Here is a 14,552-nt window from a genome sequence, read left to right as displayed (position 1 = left end):
TGGTCCCACCTGACCCCATGCCGAACTCAGAAGTGAAACGCCGTAGCGCCGATGGTAGTGTGGGGTCTCCCCATGCGAGAGTAGGGAACTGCCAGACATCAAATAAGTGAAAAGGCCATCCGTAAGGATGGCCTTTTTGCGTTATGCGTTCCGTAAAACGTGTGGAAAGCGCGCATACCGTAGGCCCGGTAAGCGTAGCGCCACCGGGCAGTGCAAACGATCAGTGAATCACCTGTGACAAGAACGCGCGTGTACGTTCCGATTTAGGGTGAGAGAAGAATTCTTCCGGTGGCGCTTGCTCGACGATCTCCCCGCGATCCATAAAGATGACCCGATCTGCTACGGTTCTGGCAAAACCCATTTCATGCGTCACGCACAGCATCGTCATTCCTGATTCAGCCAGCCCTATCATGGTATCCAGCACTTCTTTCACCATCTCGGGATCCAGGGCGGAGGTAGGTTCATCAAACAGCATAATTTTCGGTTTCATACACAGAGAGCGGGCGATGGCCACGCGCTGCTGCTGCCCTCCCGAGATCTGCCCTGGAAATTTATGCGCATGTTCTGCGATGCGCACGCGTTCCAGATAGTGCATGGCCAGCGCCTCCGCTTCCTTTTTTGGCATTTTGCGTACCCAGATGGGGGCCAGGGTGCAATTTTGCAGAACGGTCAGGTGGGGGAACAGATTAAAATGCTGGAATACCATACCCACTTCCTGGCGAACACGCTCCACATTACGGATGTCGTCGTTCAGCTCAATACCATCAACAACAATCCGTCCCTGCTGATGCTCTTCCAGATGATTAATGCAGCGGATGGTAGTTGATTTACCCGAGCCTGAAGGGCCGCAAAGGACAATACGTTCCCCTTGTTTTACCTTCAGGTTAATGTCTTTCAGAACGTGAAATTGCCCGTACCACTTATTCACATTATCCAGCGTAATCATCGCGTCAGCGGGGGTCATAGTTATCTGGCTCATAGGTTCCTCAGTGCGGTGTACGCCCGGTGTTAAAGCGCTTTTCCAGATGCTGGCTGTAGCGCGACATGCTAAAACAGAAAATCCAGTAGATAAGCGCAGCAAAAACATAACCTTCTGTCGACATGCCTAGCCACGCCGGGTCGACAGTGGCCTGCTGCACGCTACTGAAGAGATCGAATAAACCAATGATGATCACCAGACTGGTATCTTTGAACAGCGCAATAATGGTGTTCACCAGACCCGGTATCACCAGTTTCAGCGCCTGCGGCAGGATCACTAATCCCTGCGTTTTCCAGTATCCCAGCGCCAGCGATTCGGCGGCTTCGTACTGGCCCTTTGGCAGTGCCTGTAACCCGCCGCGCACGACCTCAGCTACATAGGCAGACTGAAACAAAATGACGCCAACCAGGGCGCGGATCAGTTTGTCGATGGTGGTGCCCTCTGCCATAAATAGCGGCAGCATTACCGACGACATAAACAGCACGGTGATCAGCGGTACTCCACGCCAGAACTCAATGAAAATCACCGACAGGATGCGCACGACCGGCATGGTTGAACGGCGTCCCAGCGCCAGCAAAATACCTAATGGTAATGCGCCAGCTATCCCCACCGAGGCGATAATCAGCGTCAGCGTCAGGCCACCCCACTGGCGGGTTTCGACGCGCTCCAGCCCCAGCACACCGCCATAGAGTAACAACCAGACGATGAGGGGATAGATCACAGCCCAACAGGCGATGTACCGTCCCCGCTGCGGTAATCCTTTCCAGAACATGGGCAAGATAGAAAGCAGCCCCACTAGCAGGGCAAGATTGATGCGCCAGCGCTGGTCGTGCGGGTAAAGCCCATACATGAACTGGCCGAAACGCTGATGAATGAAGACCCAGCAGGCTCCCTCTTTCGTACAATCGGCGCGCGTGGTGCCGACCCAGTTAGCCTGCAAAAACGCCCAATTGAGCAGGGGCGGGATCAGCTCCCACATCAGCCAGAAACAGAGCAGGGTGAGTAAGCTATTACTCCAGCTAGAGAACAGGTTTTTACGTACCCAGATAATAATGCGTCCATTGCCGGTCGTGGCCGGACGCACAGGGTGAGACAAGACGGCTTTTGTCATCATGATTCCTTAGCGTTCAACCAGCGCGATGCGACGGTTATAGATATTCATTAACAGGGAAATGGTCAGGCTGATAATCAGGTAAACCGACATCGTGATGGCGATCGTTTCGATAGCCTGGCCCGTCTGGTTAAGAACGGTGCCGGCAAACAGAGAAACCATATCGGGATAGCCAATCGCGGCCGCAAGGGACGAGTTTTTCACAATGTTGAGATACTGGCTGGTCAGCGGTGGGATGATAACCCGCATGGCCTGGGGAATGATGACCTGACGTAGCGTGACCGGGTTTGGCAGGCCAAGCGAGCGAGCGGCTTCATGCTGGCCGTGAGGAACGGCCTGAATGCCGGCACGAATAATTTCTGCGATAAAGGCTGAGGTATAGATCGAAAGTGCCAGCGTCAGAGCAGCCAGCTCAGGAATCAATACCATACCGCCGCGGAAATTAAACCCCCGCAACTGCGGCACATCCCAGTGCATCGCCGGACCAAAAATGACGTGCGCCAGACCCGACAGGATCACCAGCAAGATCAGCGTTACCGGCCAGGTGCGCCGTAACTGTCCGGTTTTGATCTGATACATTCGGTTGTAGCGGAACAGCGCGACGGAGACGATCACCACGCACGCCAGAGCCGCCAGCAGCGCCAGCATTCCTTCGGCAATCTGCGGAGACGGGATATACAACCCGCGATTGCTTAAAAAGGCCAGATCGAAGGCATCCACCGCCTGGCGAGGTCCGGGCAGGTTACGCAAAACGGCGAAATACCAGAAGAAGATCTGGAGCAGCGGCGGGATATTACGGAACGTCTCAATATAAAACGTGGAAAGCTTACGCAGCAGCCAGTTATCAGACAGACGTGCAAGGCCCAGGAAAAAGCCCAGCAGAGAAGCAAAAACAATGCATAACCCGGAGACCAGCAGGGTATTCATCAGGCCGACCAGGAATACGCGACCGTAGGTATCTCCTTCGGTGTAATCTATTAAGTGCTGAACGATGCCAAATCCCGCACTACGGTCAAGGAAGGCAAAGCCCGAAGTAATGCCGCGTGTACTCAGGTTGGTAACGGTGTTATGGAACAAGTAGATCGCGACGGCCAGGACAGCGAGAACAGCGAGTATCTGGAAAAGCCAGGCGCGAACCGCAGGATTGGAAAAGGAGAAGGCTCCTTTCAGGGCTAAGCGGCGATGGGACATAAAAAACCTCGGGTAACCATGACTCTGGACTGGGCACCGCAACGGCAGTGCCCGTTACAGCATGCTGCTTAGCGTACTGGCGGCGCGTACTGGATGCCGCCATTGTTCCAGAGATTATTCTGCCCACGGCTGATCTTCAGCGCGCTTTCAGAGCCAACGTTACGCTCGAAAATTTCAGCGTAGTTACCCACCTTTTTAATGATGTTGTATGCCCATTTGTTATCCAGCTTCAGATCCTTGCCGTAATCGCCCTCTTTACCCAGCAGGTGGGCCATATCCGGTGTGGTTGGATTAGCGGCTTTCTCATCGACGTTCTTCGAGTTGACGCCCATCTCTTCTGCATTAAGCATGGCGAACAGCGTCCAGCGAACAACAGAGTTCCATTCATCATCGCCACGACGCACGACCGGGCCAAGCGGCTCTTTAGAGATCACTTCCGGCAGGACGATCCATTCCGCCGGGTTGCTCAGCTTGATCCGCAGCGCGTAAAGTTGGGACTGGTCGGATGCCAGGGTGTCGCAGCGTCCCGATTCCAGTGCTTTGGCAGATTCGTCAGAGCGGTCGAAAGTCACTGGCGTATATTTCATGTTATTGGCTTTAAAATAATCCGCGACGTTCAGTTCAGTATCAGTACCCGCCTGAATACAGACTGTGGCGCCATCAAGCTCTTTAGCGCTCTTCAGGCCTGCTTTATTGTGCGTCAGGAAACCAATGCCGTCGTAATAGGTCACGCCGGTAAAGGACATGCCCATACCGGTATCACGTGAGGAGGTCCAGGTGGTATTGCGTGACAGCATATCCACTTCACCAGATTGCAGGGCGGTAAAACGCTCTTTCGCCGTCAGCGGGGTATATTTCACTTTAGTGTCGTCGCCGAATACAGCGGCAGCAACGCCACGGCACACATCGACATCAATACCGGAGAATTTACCGTTGGCATCTGCATAGGAGAACCCTGGCAAACCGTCGCTGATCCCACATTGCACGAATCCTTTCTGCTTAACGGCATCCAGCGTAGCACCCGCCTGGGCCTGGCCGGAGATCGCAAAAAGCACACCTGCAGCGGCGAGGCTGGCCATCATCATCTTTTTCATAATGCATCCTGTGTGTCGAAAATTATCGTTATAGTGAAGCGTTTATAAACGCTTAAACCTGTCTGTGGCTGTGGCCGACGTTAATAAAGCAAACGCGATGCCAGTTTTTGCAATTGACGTAATAAACGATTACGCAACGCGTAAAGCAGAGTGTAGACAGAGATAATTAAATCGAGCGCCCTGAAATGGTGCGAAATTACAACCTGCGCCACAAATCAGAGCAAAAGTTGATTCAGAAACGCAGGAGTAAAAGGATAAATTATGGCGTGAATATTGGAGGCCAACAGGATGTGAATAACATCACGTCGGCAAACTGAAATAAAAATAAAACGGCAAAAAGATGTGAGCAGCGGCAGGATTATTTATGAACCTAAATCGGGAAAGCAAAAGCGCGAACGAATTCGCGCTTTATGGATTACTTAGACACGGCAATGATGCCCAGCGTCAGGCCTGCAACGGCTGCTGCGCCACCTGCTATCGCCCCTGCAGTTTCCCAGTTATCCTGCGTGGTACCCTTCATACAGGTATTAGTATGAACCAGTCGGCCCTGATCGTCGTATACCGGTACGCACGGAGAGTCATGCGCGCAACCTGCAAGCAGCGCGGTAAGGAGTGCAACCGAAATGAGTCTTTTCATGGTGTTACCTCAAAATGAAATCTAACTTTGCGATATAGTCAGTCGTGTGTTCCGCAAAGCTGATGCTTATATTACCACCGCTTAAAAATCGCCATAAAGGGTGAATAATCTCAAATTATTTGGATTGTAAAAAAGATGGAGAAATCCTTCTTACTGCGAGCCAATAATGGAGGAATTAGGGAGAAGCATTGATTAAGTACGCAAGCTAAAAATCGCAAGCAAACAATTCATTGGGGTGCTAATTAATAAGATAAATAAATGGATAAGACTAATTTTCTGTTTATTATCATCAATAAAGGCGCCGAAGCGCCTTTATCTATTACTGTTCTTGATGACGCGTAAAGCGTCTGCGTACCACGACAAAGAAGACCGGCACAAAAAAGATGGCCAGCAAGGTTGCCGAAAGCATGCCGCCCATTACCCCGGTACCCACGGCGTTTTGCGCACCACTGCCAGCGCCATGGCTGATGACCAGCGGCATCACGCCAAGAATAAACGCCAGGGAGGTCATCAGGATCGGACGCAGGCGCATACGGGACGCCTCCAGCGTGGCTTCAACAATGCCTTTCCCCTCTTTCTCCATCAGATCCTTAGCAAATTCGACAATAAGAATCGCGTTCTTTGCCGACAGGCCGATCGTGGTGAGTAGCCCCACCTGGAAATAGACATCATTGTTCAGCCCGCGCAGGGAGGCGGCCAACAAGGCACCGACTACCCCCAACGGCACCACCAGCATCACTGAAAACGGAATCGACCAGCTTTCATACAGCGCTGCCAGACAGAGGAACACCACCACCAGCGAGATGGCGTACAGGGCAGGCGCCTGGTTGCCTGACAGCCGTTCCTGGTAGGACATGCCGGTCCAGTCAAAACCAATACCCGTCGGCAGTTTCGCCGCCAGTTGCTCCATTAAGGCCATTGCTTCACCGGTACTTTTGCCTGGCGCGGCCTCCCCGAGGATCTCCATTGAAGGAGTGCCGTTATAGCGTTCGAGACGCGGTGACCCGTAGATCCAGTGTGACTCGCTGAACGCCGAAAGCGGCACCATTTCACCGTTAGCGCTGCGCACATAAAGGCGATTGATATCCGCCGGCAGCATCCTGAAAGGCGCGTCTGCCTGGACATAGACCTTCTTCACCCGACCACGGTCTATGTAGTCATTGACGTAGGTGCCCCCCAGGGCGGTGGAGATGGTCTGGTTGATGTCCGACACGCTAACGCCCAGCGCCTGCGCTTTCTCCTGATCGATATCCAGCTTGAACTGCGGGGTATCTTCCAGACCATTAGGCCGCACGCGAACCAGAAGATCGGGATGAGCTTTGATCATGCCCAACAGCTGGTTTCGGGCCTGCGTAAGCTGGTTATGGCCCAGGTTGGCCTGGTCGATAAGCTCAAAATCGAACCCGGTAGCGGTGCCCAGCTCAATAATGGCAGGCAGGTTGAACGGAAACACCAGCCCATCTTTAATCTGGCTGAAGGCCCGGCTTGCCCGGCTGACGATAGCCGCGACGCCGTTGGCGGCGCCAGGGCGTTCCTCCCAGGGCTTAAGGCTGATAAATGCCACCCCGGCATTTTGCCCCTGACCGCTGAAGCTGAAGCCGTTAACGGTAAACACCGACTCCACGTTAGCTTTTTCTTTGGTGAGGTAATAATGCTCAACCTGATCCAGCACCTGCTGGGTACGGGTTTGTGTAGCGCCCGCCGGGAGCTGCACCATGGTCATGAAAACACCCTGGTCTTCTTCCGGCAGGAACGAGGTCGGCAGGCGCAGGAACAGCACCGCCATACCGCCGACAATAAGGACATAGACCACCAGATAGCGGCCGGTCTTGCGCAGAATATGGCTGACGCTATTGCTGTAGTGCGCCACGCTCCTGTCGAACAGCGCATTGAACCAGCCGAAGAATCCGCCTTTAGGCTCATGATGCTCGCCGGGTGATTTGAGCAGAGTGGCGCACAGCGCAGGAGTCAGGATCAGCGCCACCAGTACGGAAAGCGCCATAGCTGAGACAATCGTCAGGGAGAACTGGCGATAAATCGCCCCGGTGGAACCGCCGAAAAAGGCCATCGGGATAAATACTGCCGACAGCACCATGGCAATGCCGACCAGCGCCCCCTGGATCTGCGACATCGATTTTTGTGTTGCCTCTTTTGGCGGTAGCTTTTCCTCTACCATCACGCGCTCGACGTTCTCTACCACCACGATGGCGTCATCCACCAGTAAGCCTATCGCCAGCACCATACCAAACATGGTCAGGGTATTGATGGAGAAGCCAAACGCCGCCAGAACCGCAAAAGTACCCAGCAACACCACCGGCACGGCAATGGTCGGGATCAGCGTGGCGCGCAGGTTTTGCAGGAACAGATACATCACGAGGAAGACGAGGATGATGGCTTCAAACAGCGTCTTCACCACTTCATGGATGGAGATCTTCACAAACGGCGTGGTGTCGTAGGGATAGACCACCTTCAGGCCCTGCGGGAAGAAGGTTTGCAGCTGCGCCAGTTTGCTTTTAATCGCTGCGGCAGTATCCAGCGCGTTGGCACCGGTGGCAAGTTTGATCCCCAGCCCGGTCGCCGCCTGGCCGTTGATTTTGGTCACCATGTTGTAGTTTTCACCGCCAGGCGCAATGCGGGCGACATCTTTCAGATGGACCATTGATCCGTCCTGATTGACCTTCAGGGTAATGTTGCCAAACTCTTCGACGGTTTTCAGGCGCGTCTGGGCGATGATCGAGGCATTGAGCTGCTGGCCCGGCACCGACGGTGTGCCGCCCAACTGACCTGCGGCAATCTGGTTATTCTGGGTTTTGAGTTGATTGATGACGTCAAGCGGCGTCAGCTGATAGGCATTCAGCTTATTCGCGTCCAGCCAGATACGCATCGCATACTGGGCACCAAAGAGTTGTACATCACCCACCCCGGAGGTGCGGCTAATGGCATCCTTGACGTTAGAGGCAACATAGTCAGAGATATCGTCCTGGCTAAGGTTTTTATTGTCTGAGACAAAGCCAGCCACCAGCAGGAAGCTACTGCTCGACTTCTCCACGCCGATTCCCTGCTGCTGCACTTCCTGCGGCAGTAGCGGCATCGCCAGCTGTAATTTGTTCTGCACCTGCACCTGCGCAATATCCGGGTCGGTGCCTGACTGGAAGGTCAGGGTGATGGTCACGCTGCCCGACGAATCGCTGGTGGAGGACATATACATCAGGTTATCGATGCCGTTCATGTTCTGTTCGATAACCTGAGTCACCGTATCCTGTACCGTCTGGGCATCGGCACCGGGGTAGGTCGCCGAAATCGCCACGGCAGGAGGGGCAATGGTGGGATACTGGGCGATAGGCAATTTCAGGATCGCCAGCCCGCCCGCAATCATCAAAATAATAGCGAGTACCCACGCAAAAACCGGGCGCTGAATAAAGAAGTTAGCCATGCTCTGTTCCTTACCCCGCTTTTTGCGCAGTGGTATCTGGCGTAGCGACAACCGCGACGCCAGGGCGCACTTTTTGCAGCCCGCTGACAATCACCCGATCGCCTTCCTGCAGGCCCTGGGTGATCAGCCATTGATCGCCAATCGCCTGGGGCGCGACGACGTTTCGCGCTTCGGCCTGATTCTTCGCATTCACCACCATCACGCTGGCCTCTCCGCGCGGGGTACGAGTGACCCCTTGCTGCGGCACCAGGATGGCCTGAGGCTGAGTTCCCTCATCAATGCGCGCCCGAACAAACATGCCGGGCAGCAGAATATGTTGCGGGTTAGGGAAGATCGCCCGCAGGGTAATGGAGCCGGTGCTCTCGTCTACGGTGACATCGGAGAATTGCAGCGAACCTTTCAGGGGATAGGGCTGACCATTCTCCATCAGCAACTGTACGCTGCTGGCGTTCTCGCCCGTTTGCAGGCGGGATTGCTTAAGGCGCATAAAATCGTTACTGGATTGCGTCACATCGACATAAATCGGATCGAGTTGCTGTACCGTAGCCAGCGCCGAGGCCTGGCCATTTGATACCAGCGCCCCCTCGGTGACGCTGGATTTGCCGATGCGCCCGCTGATAGGCGACGTCACTTTGGTATAAGCCAGATTAATGCGCGCGGTCTCGACGGCTGCCCGGGCCGCAATCACCGAAGCATCAGCCTGACGAGCTGTGGCAACCGCCTGGTCGTACTCCTGCTTGCTGACGTAATGGGTGCCCATCAACGGTAAATAGCGTTTCACGGTCAGGTGGGCAATGTTAGCCGCAGCCTGAGCTTTGGCCAGTTCGCCCGAAGCGCTGTCAAACGCGGCCTGATACGTGGCCGGATCGATCTGATACAGCGATTCCCCCGCTTTTACATCGCTGCCCTCGGTAAAGTTGCGCTTCAGAACGATGCCACTCACCTGAGGGCGAACCTCTGCAACACGATACGCATCGGTGCGGCCCGGCAGTTCGGTGGTGACAACCAGCGGCGCGCTTTTCACGACATGAACCATAACCTGTGGTGAAGGTGGCTGCTGGGCTTGCGCGCTGTGATCATCACAACCCACGAGTAATGCGGCACCGATGATAAAACCGGATAAGGGTAAAAACCTGAAATTAGGCGGCATGGCTATTCCTTCAAAATCATCAATCCGCATTAACCGACAGCGGTTAAGCGTTAAGGAGAGGTAAAGAGAAAACGGCGGGCGCCATAATAAAGAATGGGTGGGTGATTTTTTGATTTATAAGTGCGGAGAAAGAATGGATGAGAGAAAATTAGCGCTGAACATGATTAAACAACGGAATAGCATTTCTGGCCATGCATTCCTGCGCAATAAGGTTTATGTGTGTACATGTATTTAGTGAATAAAATGATGCTCAAATATCATTGAAATTTATAAATTAAGCGTGTTGACGTTTTTTGTTCAAAATTATTTTTTGCAGTAATGGATAATACCCGGCCTAATCATTATCCCCATTGTTTGATAAATGTAATTAATCCGTTAAAAGAGTGGCTCCCAATGGCACGCAAAACGAAGGCCGAGGCGCAGAAGACACGCCAGTTGTTGATTGAGGCGGCGATAGAGCAGTTTGCTGCCCGGGGGGTGGCTTATACCACGCTTACGGATATTGCTGATGCCGCCAACCTGACCCGGGGAGCGATTTACTGGCACTTCAGCAGTAAAGCGGAAATTTTTAACGCCATCTGGCAGGAGCAATGCCCACTCCGTGAAATCATTAATGATCAGTTATCCAAAGTAACAGAACGTGATCCTTTATTTAATTTACGTGAGCAGTTTGTTACCGCTTTACAATATATTGCCAGGGACCACCGCCAGCGCGCACTATTACAGATCCTTTATCACAAATGTGAATTTGAACAGGGCATGGTTTCAGAATATGAAATTCGCAAGAGGATCGGCTTCAACGATGAAAACGTGCGTCGGATTCTGCAAAATTGCATTGCGGCAGGCAGTATTTCCGCGCGGATCAATATCGACACGACGTTAATTGTTTTTCATGGTTTTTTTTGCGGGCTGATTAAAAACTGGTTAATGAAACCGGAAAGGCTGGACCTGTATCAACAGGCCCCCGCGCTGGTGGATAACATTCTCTCGACCTTACTGGCTGCCCCGGTGCCGGGCCGGTTCTACGACGCCGCCTCATAACGGCATCAGTCCGGTCAGATTTGCTGCGTCAGCAAGGCCTGCGGATCCCGGCTCATGGCGTTGATAGTCTGCGCCGAAACGGGTTTACCCAGCAGAAAACCTTGTAACGTCGTGCATCCGAGTTCGGTCAAAAACGTCTGCTGCTCCTGGGTTTCAACGCCTTCGGCCACCACTTTCAGGTTAAGGGTCTTCGCCAGCGCAATAATGGCTGCAACGATAGTGGCGTCTTCACCCGCGCCGTTGAGATCTTTAACAAACGCCCGATCGATTTTCAGTTCACACGCTGGAAGCTTTTTCAGGTACAGCAGGCTGGAATAGCCGGTACCAAAATCGTCGATGGAGGCCTTTACCCCCGCCTGCGTCAGTTCGGTCAGCACCCGCACGCTCTCATCCGGATTATTCATGGCCGTCGTTTCAGTCACTTCCAGGATCAGCGTATGGGGCGGAATGCCATGTCGTGCCAGACTACCCATCACCGTATCAACCAGCTGGGGTTGTTCAAACTGCAGCGTGGAGAGGTTCACTGCCATCGACCACTCGGTATGCCCTTCGAGATGCCATACACGGAGCTGGCGGCAGGCCTCATCGATCACCCAGTTGCCAATAGGAATAATCAGCCCGCTCTTTTCCGCCAGCGGCAGGAACTGGTCAGGGGATAACAGCCCCTGGGTAGGGTGCTGCCAGCGCAGCAAGGCTTCAAAGCCGACGATAGGGCCAGCCGGGGCCTGAAACTTCGGCTGATAAACCAGATGCAGCTCGTGGCGATCCTGCGCCAGCCACAGATCGTTCATCAGCTGGAGCTGTTTCTGCGCCAGCGTATTCATTGAAGGCTGGAAGAAGTGGTAGCCGTTACGCCCCATATGCTTGGTGTGATACATCGCCGCATCGGCGTTAAACATCAGCTCCCGCTGGTTTTTGCCATCGTGCGGATAGATAGCAATCCCGACGCTGAGGGTAACCACCAGGTCGTAGAGTTCAAAGCTGAAGGGCTGATCGATTACATGCACCAGCGCGCTGGCCAGCGACGCGGCATCGTTCGGGGTATCGATCTCGGCCAGCAGAACAAACTCGTCACCGCCAATACGGGCGAGGGTGTATTGACCTTTCAACGGCTGCTCAAGGCGTTCTGTGACGGCAATCAGCAGCTTGTCACCGGCGTCATGCCCGTAGGCATCGTTAACGGCTTTGAAGCCGTCCAGATCCATAAACAGCAGCGCGAATAACTTTCCTTCGCGATCGGCTTTGTTGATCGCCTGATCGAGACGGTCCTCCAGCAGCACACGGTTTGGCAAGCGTGTCAGCGTGTCGTGCAGCGCCAGCTGCGCCAGTTCACGGTTCGCTTCCGCGAGCGACGAGGCCAGAAGGGCGGTGCGAGCCTGTAGCCTGGCGTCAAACATCGAGACCAGCAGCGTAATACCCAGAATGGAGAGCGCAACGACGCTCACCAGCACCGCCAGCCAGCTGCCGTTTACGCCCTGGTGGTGCATATGGGCCTGAACCGGGAACTGCGCGGCCATCATCCCCGTGTAGTGCATGCCAGCAATGGCAACGCCCATCAGGACGGCGGCGCCTGCACGCATCAGCGCAACCTGGGCCGCGTCGCGGCGTAGACGAAACGTGAGCCACAGGGCGGCCAGCGAGGCGAGCAGGGCGATCACTACCGACAGCGCAACCCAGCGCATATCCCATACGATAGCCGGCTCCACCTGCAATGCAGCCATCCCGGTGTAGTGCATCGCGACAATACCGGTACCCAGAATCACGGCACCGGTGAACAGGCGACGCCTGCGAAAATGATCCCGGCTCACCAGCCAAATGGCGAACAGCGAGGCGCCGATGGCAATAAGCATTGAGAGTGCCGTTGGCAGCAGGCTGTAGTTCAGCCGCAGGGTGACATCCATCGCCAGCATGCCGATAAAATGCATAGACCAGATGCCGATGCCCATGGCGATACCGCCACCCGTCAGCCAGACACGTGCCGCGATGCCCGTACTTCCCACTACCCGGCCTGCCATATTCAGGGCGGTGTAGGATGCAAGAATGGCGACAACAAAAGAGATAACCACAAGAAGTTGGTCGTATTGGCTAACCAGCATGATCTCATCAACTCAAACGCAGGGAGGTATTACGTGATACCGGGTGAGACGGGCTGAGACATTATCATCCAACGGAGATGCCTCAAAGGCTTTTAAGTCCGCACATTTTTCGAGGGAAAGTAAGGGCTTAATCCAGATCGGCGCAGTTAATTAGCTTAAGTGGATTTACGGAGTCCATATTACGGCATTTGTCCGTTTCCGTAGACATCAGCTCAATCCACTGCATTAACAGTGCATCAAAAATGAAAACGCTAATCGCGAAGACGACTAACCACCCATACTTACGGATCATTCGGAGTTTCCGGGTACAAAGGAAAAGAGTGCAGGAAATATACACGAAAAATAGCGGCTGAGAAGTGGGCAGACCGATGTTTACGTTTCGGTTGTTAGCCGCGTGATGAGGGGAGCAAAACGGGGGAAAAGAGGGCATAAAAAAAGGCGCGTCCCCATGCCGGTTTGCGCCTTTTTATACAAGCATTTAGCTAATCGAAATTAGTTCATGCCGTACTTTTTCAATTTCTTACGCAGCGTACCACGGTTGATACCCATCATCAGGGCAGCACGGGTCTGGTTACCACGGGTGTATTGCATCACCATGTCCAACAGGGGCTGTTCAACTTCAGCCAGTACCAGCTCATACAGGTCGTTAACATCCTGACCATTCAGTTGAGCAAAATAGTTCTTCAGTGCCTGTTTAACCGAGTCACGCAGGGGCTTTTGAGTTACTTGATCCTGAGAGTTAACGGTGGAAACGGTCAGTACGTCAGAATTTACGCGTTGTTCGAACATAGTTCTGTCAGCTCTTTATTTCATTACGCAAGATTTTCGAAGTATGCCTCCAACGCCTCCAGCTGTACGCTGGCATCCTCTATGGCGTTGAATGTGCGCCGAAACTGGTCATTTGGAGCGTGTTCCTGGAGATACCAGGATACGTGTTTACGCGCAATTCGGTACCCTTTTGCCTGGCCGTAGTGGTCATGCAATTCCCGAACGTGCGAACAAAGCAAGCGCTTGACCTCTGCCAGTGGCAGCGGGGCAAGCAGCTCCCCAGTGTCCAGATAATGCTGGATTTCCCGAAAGATCCAGGGTCTTCCCTGAGCCGCACGTCCTATCATCAGAGCATCAGCTCCCGTATAGTCGAGCACAGCTCTGGCTTTAAGCGGGTCAGTAATGTCGCCATTCGCGATAACCGGAATGGAAACTTTCTGCTTAACTGCCCGAATGCTGTCGTATTCAGCTTCGCCGTTGAACAAACAGGCGCGAGTGCGTCCATGTATGGTCAGGGCCTGAATGCCACAGTCTTCGGCCAGTTGGGCAATCTCTACGCAGTTACGGTGATCCGGCGACCAACCCGTGCGAATCTTCAACGTAACAGGAACGTCCACTGCGCTGACAACCGCCGTCAGGATTGACTTCACCTGGTCGGGGTATTGCAGAAGGGCTGAACCTGCAAGCTTGCGATTCACTTTTTTGGCCGGGCACCCCATATTGATATCAATAATCTGGGCACCACTTTCCACGTTAATACGCGCGGCGTCTGCCATCTCTTCAGGTACGCTACCGGCAATTTGCACGGTGCGGATACCCGGTTCATCAACGTGCACCATCCGAAGACGGGATTTATCGCTTTCCCAAACCTGCGGGTTAGACGACATCATCTCGGAAACGGTTAAACCTGCTCCCATCTCATAGCACAGCGTCCTGAAGGGCCGGTCGGTAATACCTGCCATAGGTGCTGCGATCAGGCGATTTCTGAGCTGGTGGTTTCCGATGCGCATGAGTTAAGAAATGACCATACTGTGACTGCAAGGCGGCGTATC

General features: G+C 53.8%; 12 protein-coding genes and 1 rRNA gene. 2 read left to right on the top strand and 11 right to left on the bottom strand.

Translation table 11 applies throughout. The features are described from left to right. Positions 1–97 (top strand): 5S ribosomal RNA (gene rrf, locus ABIE02_RS16165); the annotation flags it as partial. 123 nt (positions 98–220) lie between these two features. Here the strand turns inward: rrf and ABIE02_RS16160 are convergent. From ABIE02_RS16160 to ABIE02_RS16130, 7 genes are all read right to left on the bottom strand, one after another. Then, the gene (locus ABIE02_RS16160; protein ID WP_032614613.1) at positions 221–979 is read right to left on the bottom strand and encodes an amino acid ABC transporter ATP-binding protein; all 759 of its coding nucleotides are present in this window, start codon (positions 977–979) and stop codon (positions 221–223) included. Positions 980–986: 7 nt separating this feature from the next. Next, positions 987–2,090: an amino acid ABC transporter permease gene (locus ABIE02_RS16155; RefSeq protein ID WP_032614611.1), complete on the bottom strand. Its 1,104-nt coding sequence runs from the start codon at positions 2,088–2,090 to the stop codon at positions 987–989. A 9-nt stretch (positions 2,091–2,099) separates the two neighbouring features. Continuing rightward, a complete protein-coding gene (locus tag ABIE02_RS16150; protein WP_155167445.1) occupies positions 2,100–3,281 on the bottom strand; it encodes an amino acid ABC transporter permease in 1,182 nt (393 codons plus the stop codon). A gap of 68 nt (positions 3,282–3,349) precedes the next feature. After that, positions 3,350–4,375 (bottom strand): amino acid ABC transporter substrate-binding protein, encoded by a 1,026-nt coding sequence (locus tag ABIE02_RS16145; RefSeq protein WP_059307083.1) that lies wholly within the window; start codon positions 4,373–4,375, stop codon positions 3,350–3,352. A gap of 415 nt (positions 4,376–4,790) precedes the next feature. Beyond that, complete coding sequence (locus tag ABIE02_RS16140) at positions 4,791–5,012, bottom strand: lipoprotein (RefSeq protein WP_032614604.1); 222 nt, start codon at positions 5,010–5,012, stop codon at positions 4,791–4,793. Positions 5,013–5,331: 319 nt separating this feature from the next. Beyond that, complete coding sequence (locus ABIE02_RS16135) at positions 5,332–8,445, bottom strand: efflux RND transporter permease subunit (RefSeq protein WP_032614601.1); 3,114 nt, start codon at positions 8,443–8,445, stop codon at positions 5,332–5,334. 10 nt (positions 8,446–8,455) lie between these two features. Further along, a complete protein-coding gene (locus tag ABIE02_RS16130) occupies positions 8,456–9,595 on the bottom strand; it encodes an efflux RND transporter periplasmic adaptor subunit (RefSeq protein WP_077226293.1) in 1,140 nt (379 codons plus the stop codon). Between the two features lie 393 nt (positions 9,596–9,988). On the opposite strand from ABIE02_RS16130, the gene envR reads away from it, so the two are divergent. Next, the gene (gene envR / locus ABIE02_RS16125) at positions 9,989–10,636 is read left to right on the top strand and encodes an acrEF/envCD operon transcriptional regulator (protein ID WP_336994957.1); all 648 of its coding nucleotides are present in this window, start codon (positions 9,989–9,991) and stop codon (positions 10,634–10,636) included. Between the two features lie 14 nt (positions 10,637–10,650). On the opposite strand, the gene ABIE02_RS16120 is transcribed toward envR, so the two are convergent. From ABIE02_RS16120 to dusB, 4 genes are all read right to left on the bottom strand, one after another. Further along, a complete protein-coding gene (locus ABIE02_RS16120) occupies positions 10,651–12,732 on the bottom strand; it encodes a putative bifunctional diguanylate cyclase/phosphodiesterase (RefSeq protein ID WP_077226295.1) in 2,082 nt (693 codons plus the stop codon). Positions 12,733–12,859: 127 nt separating this feature from the next. Further along, entirely contained in the window at positions 12,860–13,024 is a 165-nt protein-coding gene (locus tag ABIE02_RS16115) for a DUF2556 family protein (protein WP_032614592.1), read from the bottom strand. 200 nt (positions 13,025–13,224) lie between these two features. Further along, positions 13,225–13,521: a DNA-binding transcriptional regulator Fis gene (gene fis, locus ABIE02_RS16110; RefSeq protein WP_000462905.1), complete on the bottom strand. Its 297-nt coding sequence runs from the start codon at positions 13,519–13,521 to the stop codon at positions 13,225–13,227. A gap of 23 nt (positions 13,522–13,544) precedes the next feature. Then, positions 13,545–14,510, bottom strand: coding sequence for a tRNA dihydrouridine synthase DusB (dusB, locus tag ABIE02_RS16105; RefSeq protein WP_032614590.1), 966 nt, complete (start codon positions 14,508–14,510; stop codon positions 13,545–13,547). Positions 14,511–14,552: the final 42 nt, after the last annotated feature.

This window comes from Leclercia sp. 1548, from assembly GCF_050435045.1.
Classification (GTDB): domain Bacteria; phylum Pseudomonadota; class Gammaproteobacteria; order Enterobacterales; family Enterobacteriaceae; genus Enterobacter; species Enterobacter adecarboxylatus.
Note: the sequence above shows the minus strand (reverse complement) of the source record. Positions and strands in the feature narration are given on the sequence as shown.

Coding starts and splice junctions, on each gene's coding strand:
- ABIE02_RS16160 (WP_032614613.1), bottom strand. CDS start 979: ATGAGCCAGATAACTATGACCCCCGCTGACGCGATGATTACGCTGGAT.
- ABIE02_RS16155 (WP_032614611.1), bottom strand. CDS start 2,090: ATGACAAAAGCCGTCTTGTCTCACCCTGTGCGTCCGGCCACGACCGGC.
- ABIE02_RS16150 (WP_155167445.1), bottom strand. CDS start 3,281: ATGTCCCATCGCCGCTTAGCCCTGAAAGGAGCCTTCTCCTTTTCCAAT.
- ABIE02_RS16145 (WP_059307083.1), bottom strand. CDS start 4,375: ATGAAAAAGATGATGATGGCCAGCCTCGCCGCTGCAGGTGTGCTTTTT.
- ABIE02_RS16140 (WP_032614604.1), bottom strand. CDS start 5,012: ATGAAAAGACTCATTTCGGTTGCACTCCTTACCGCGCTGCTTGCAGGT.
- ABIE02_RS16135 (WP_032614601.1), bottom strand. CDS start 8,445: ATGGCTAACTTCTTTATTCAGCGCCCGGTTTTTGCGTGGGTACTCGCT.
- ABIE02_RS16130 (WP_077226293.1), bottom strand. CDS start 9,595: ATGCCGCCTAATTTCAGGTTTTTACCCTTATCCGGTTTTATCATCGGT.
- envR (WP_336994957.1), top strand. CDS start 9,989: ATGGCACGCAAAACGAAGGCCGAGGCGCAGAAGACACGCCAGTTGTTG.
- ABIE02_RS16120 (WP_077226295.1), bottom strand. CDS start 12,732: ATGCTGGTTAGCCAATACGACCAACTTCTTGTGGTTATCTCTTTTGTT.
- ABIE02_RS16115 (WP_032614592.1), bottom strand. CDS start 13,024: ATGATCCGTAAGTATGGGTGGTTAGTCGTCTTCGCGATTAGCGTTTTC.
- fis (WP_000462905.1), bottom strand. CDS start 13,521: ATGTTCGAACAACGCGTAAATTCTGACGTACTGACCGTTTCCACCGTT.
- dusB (WP_032614590.1), bottom strand. CDS start 14,510: ATGCGCATCGGAAACCACCAGCTCAGAAATCGCCTGATCGCAGCACCT.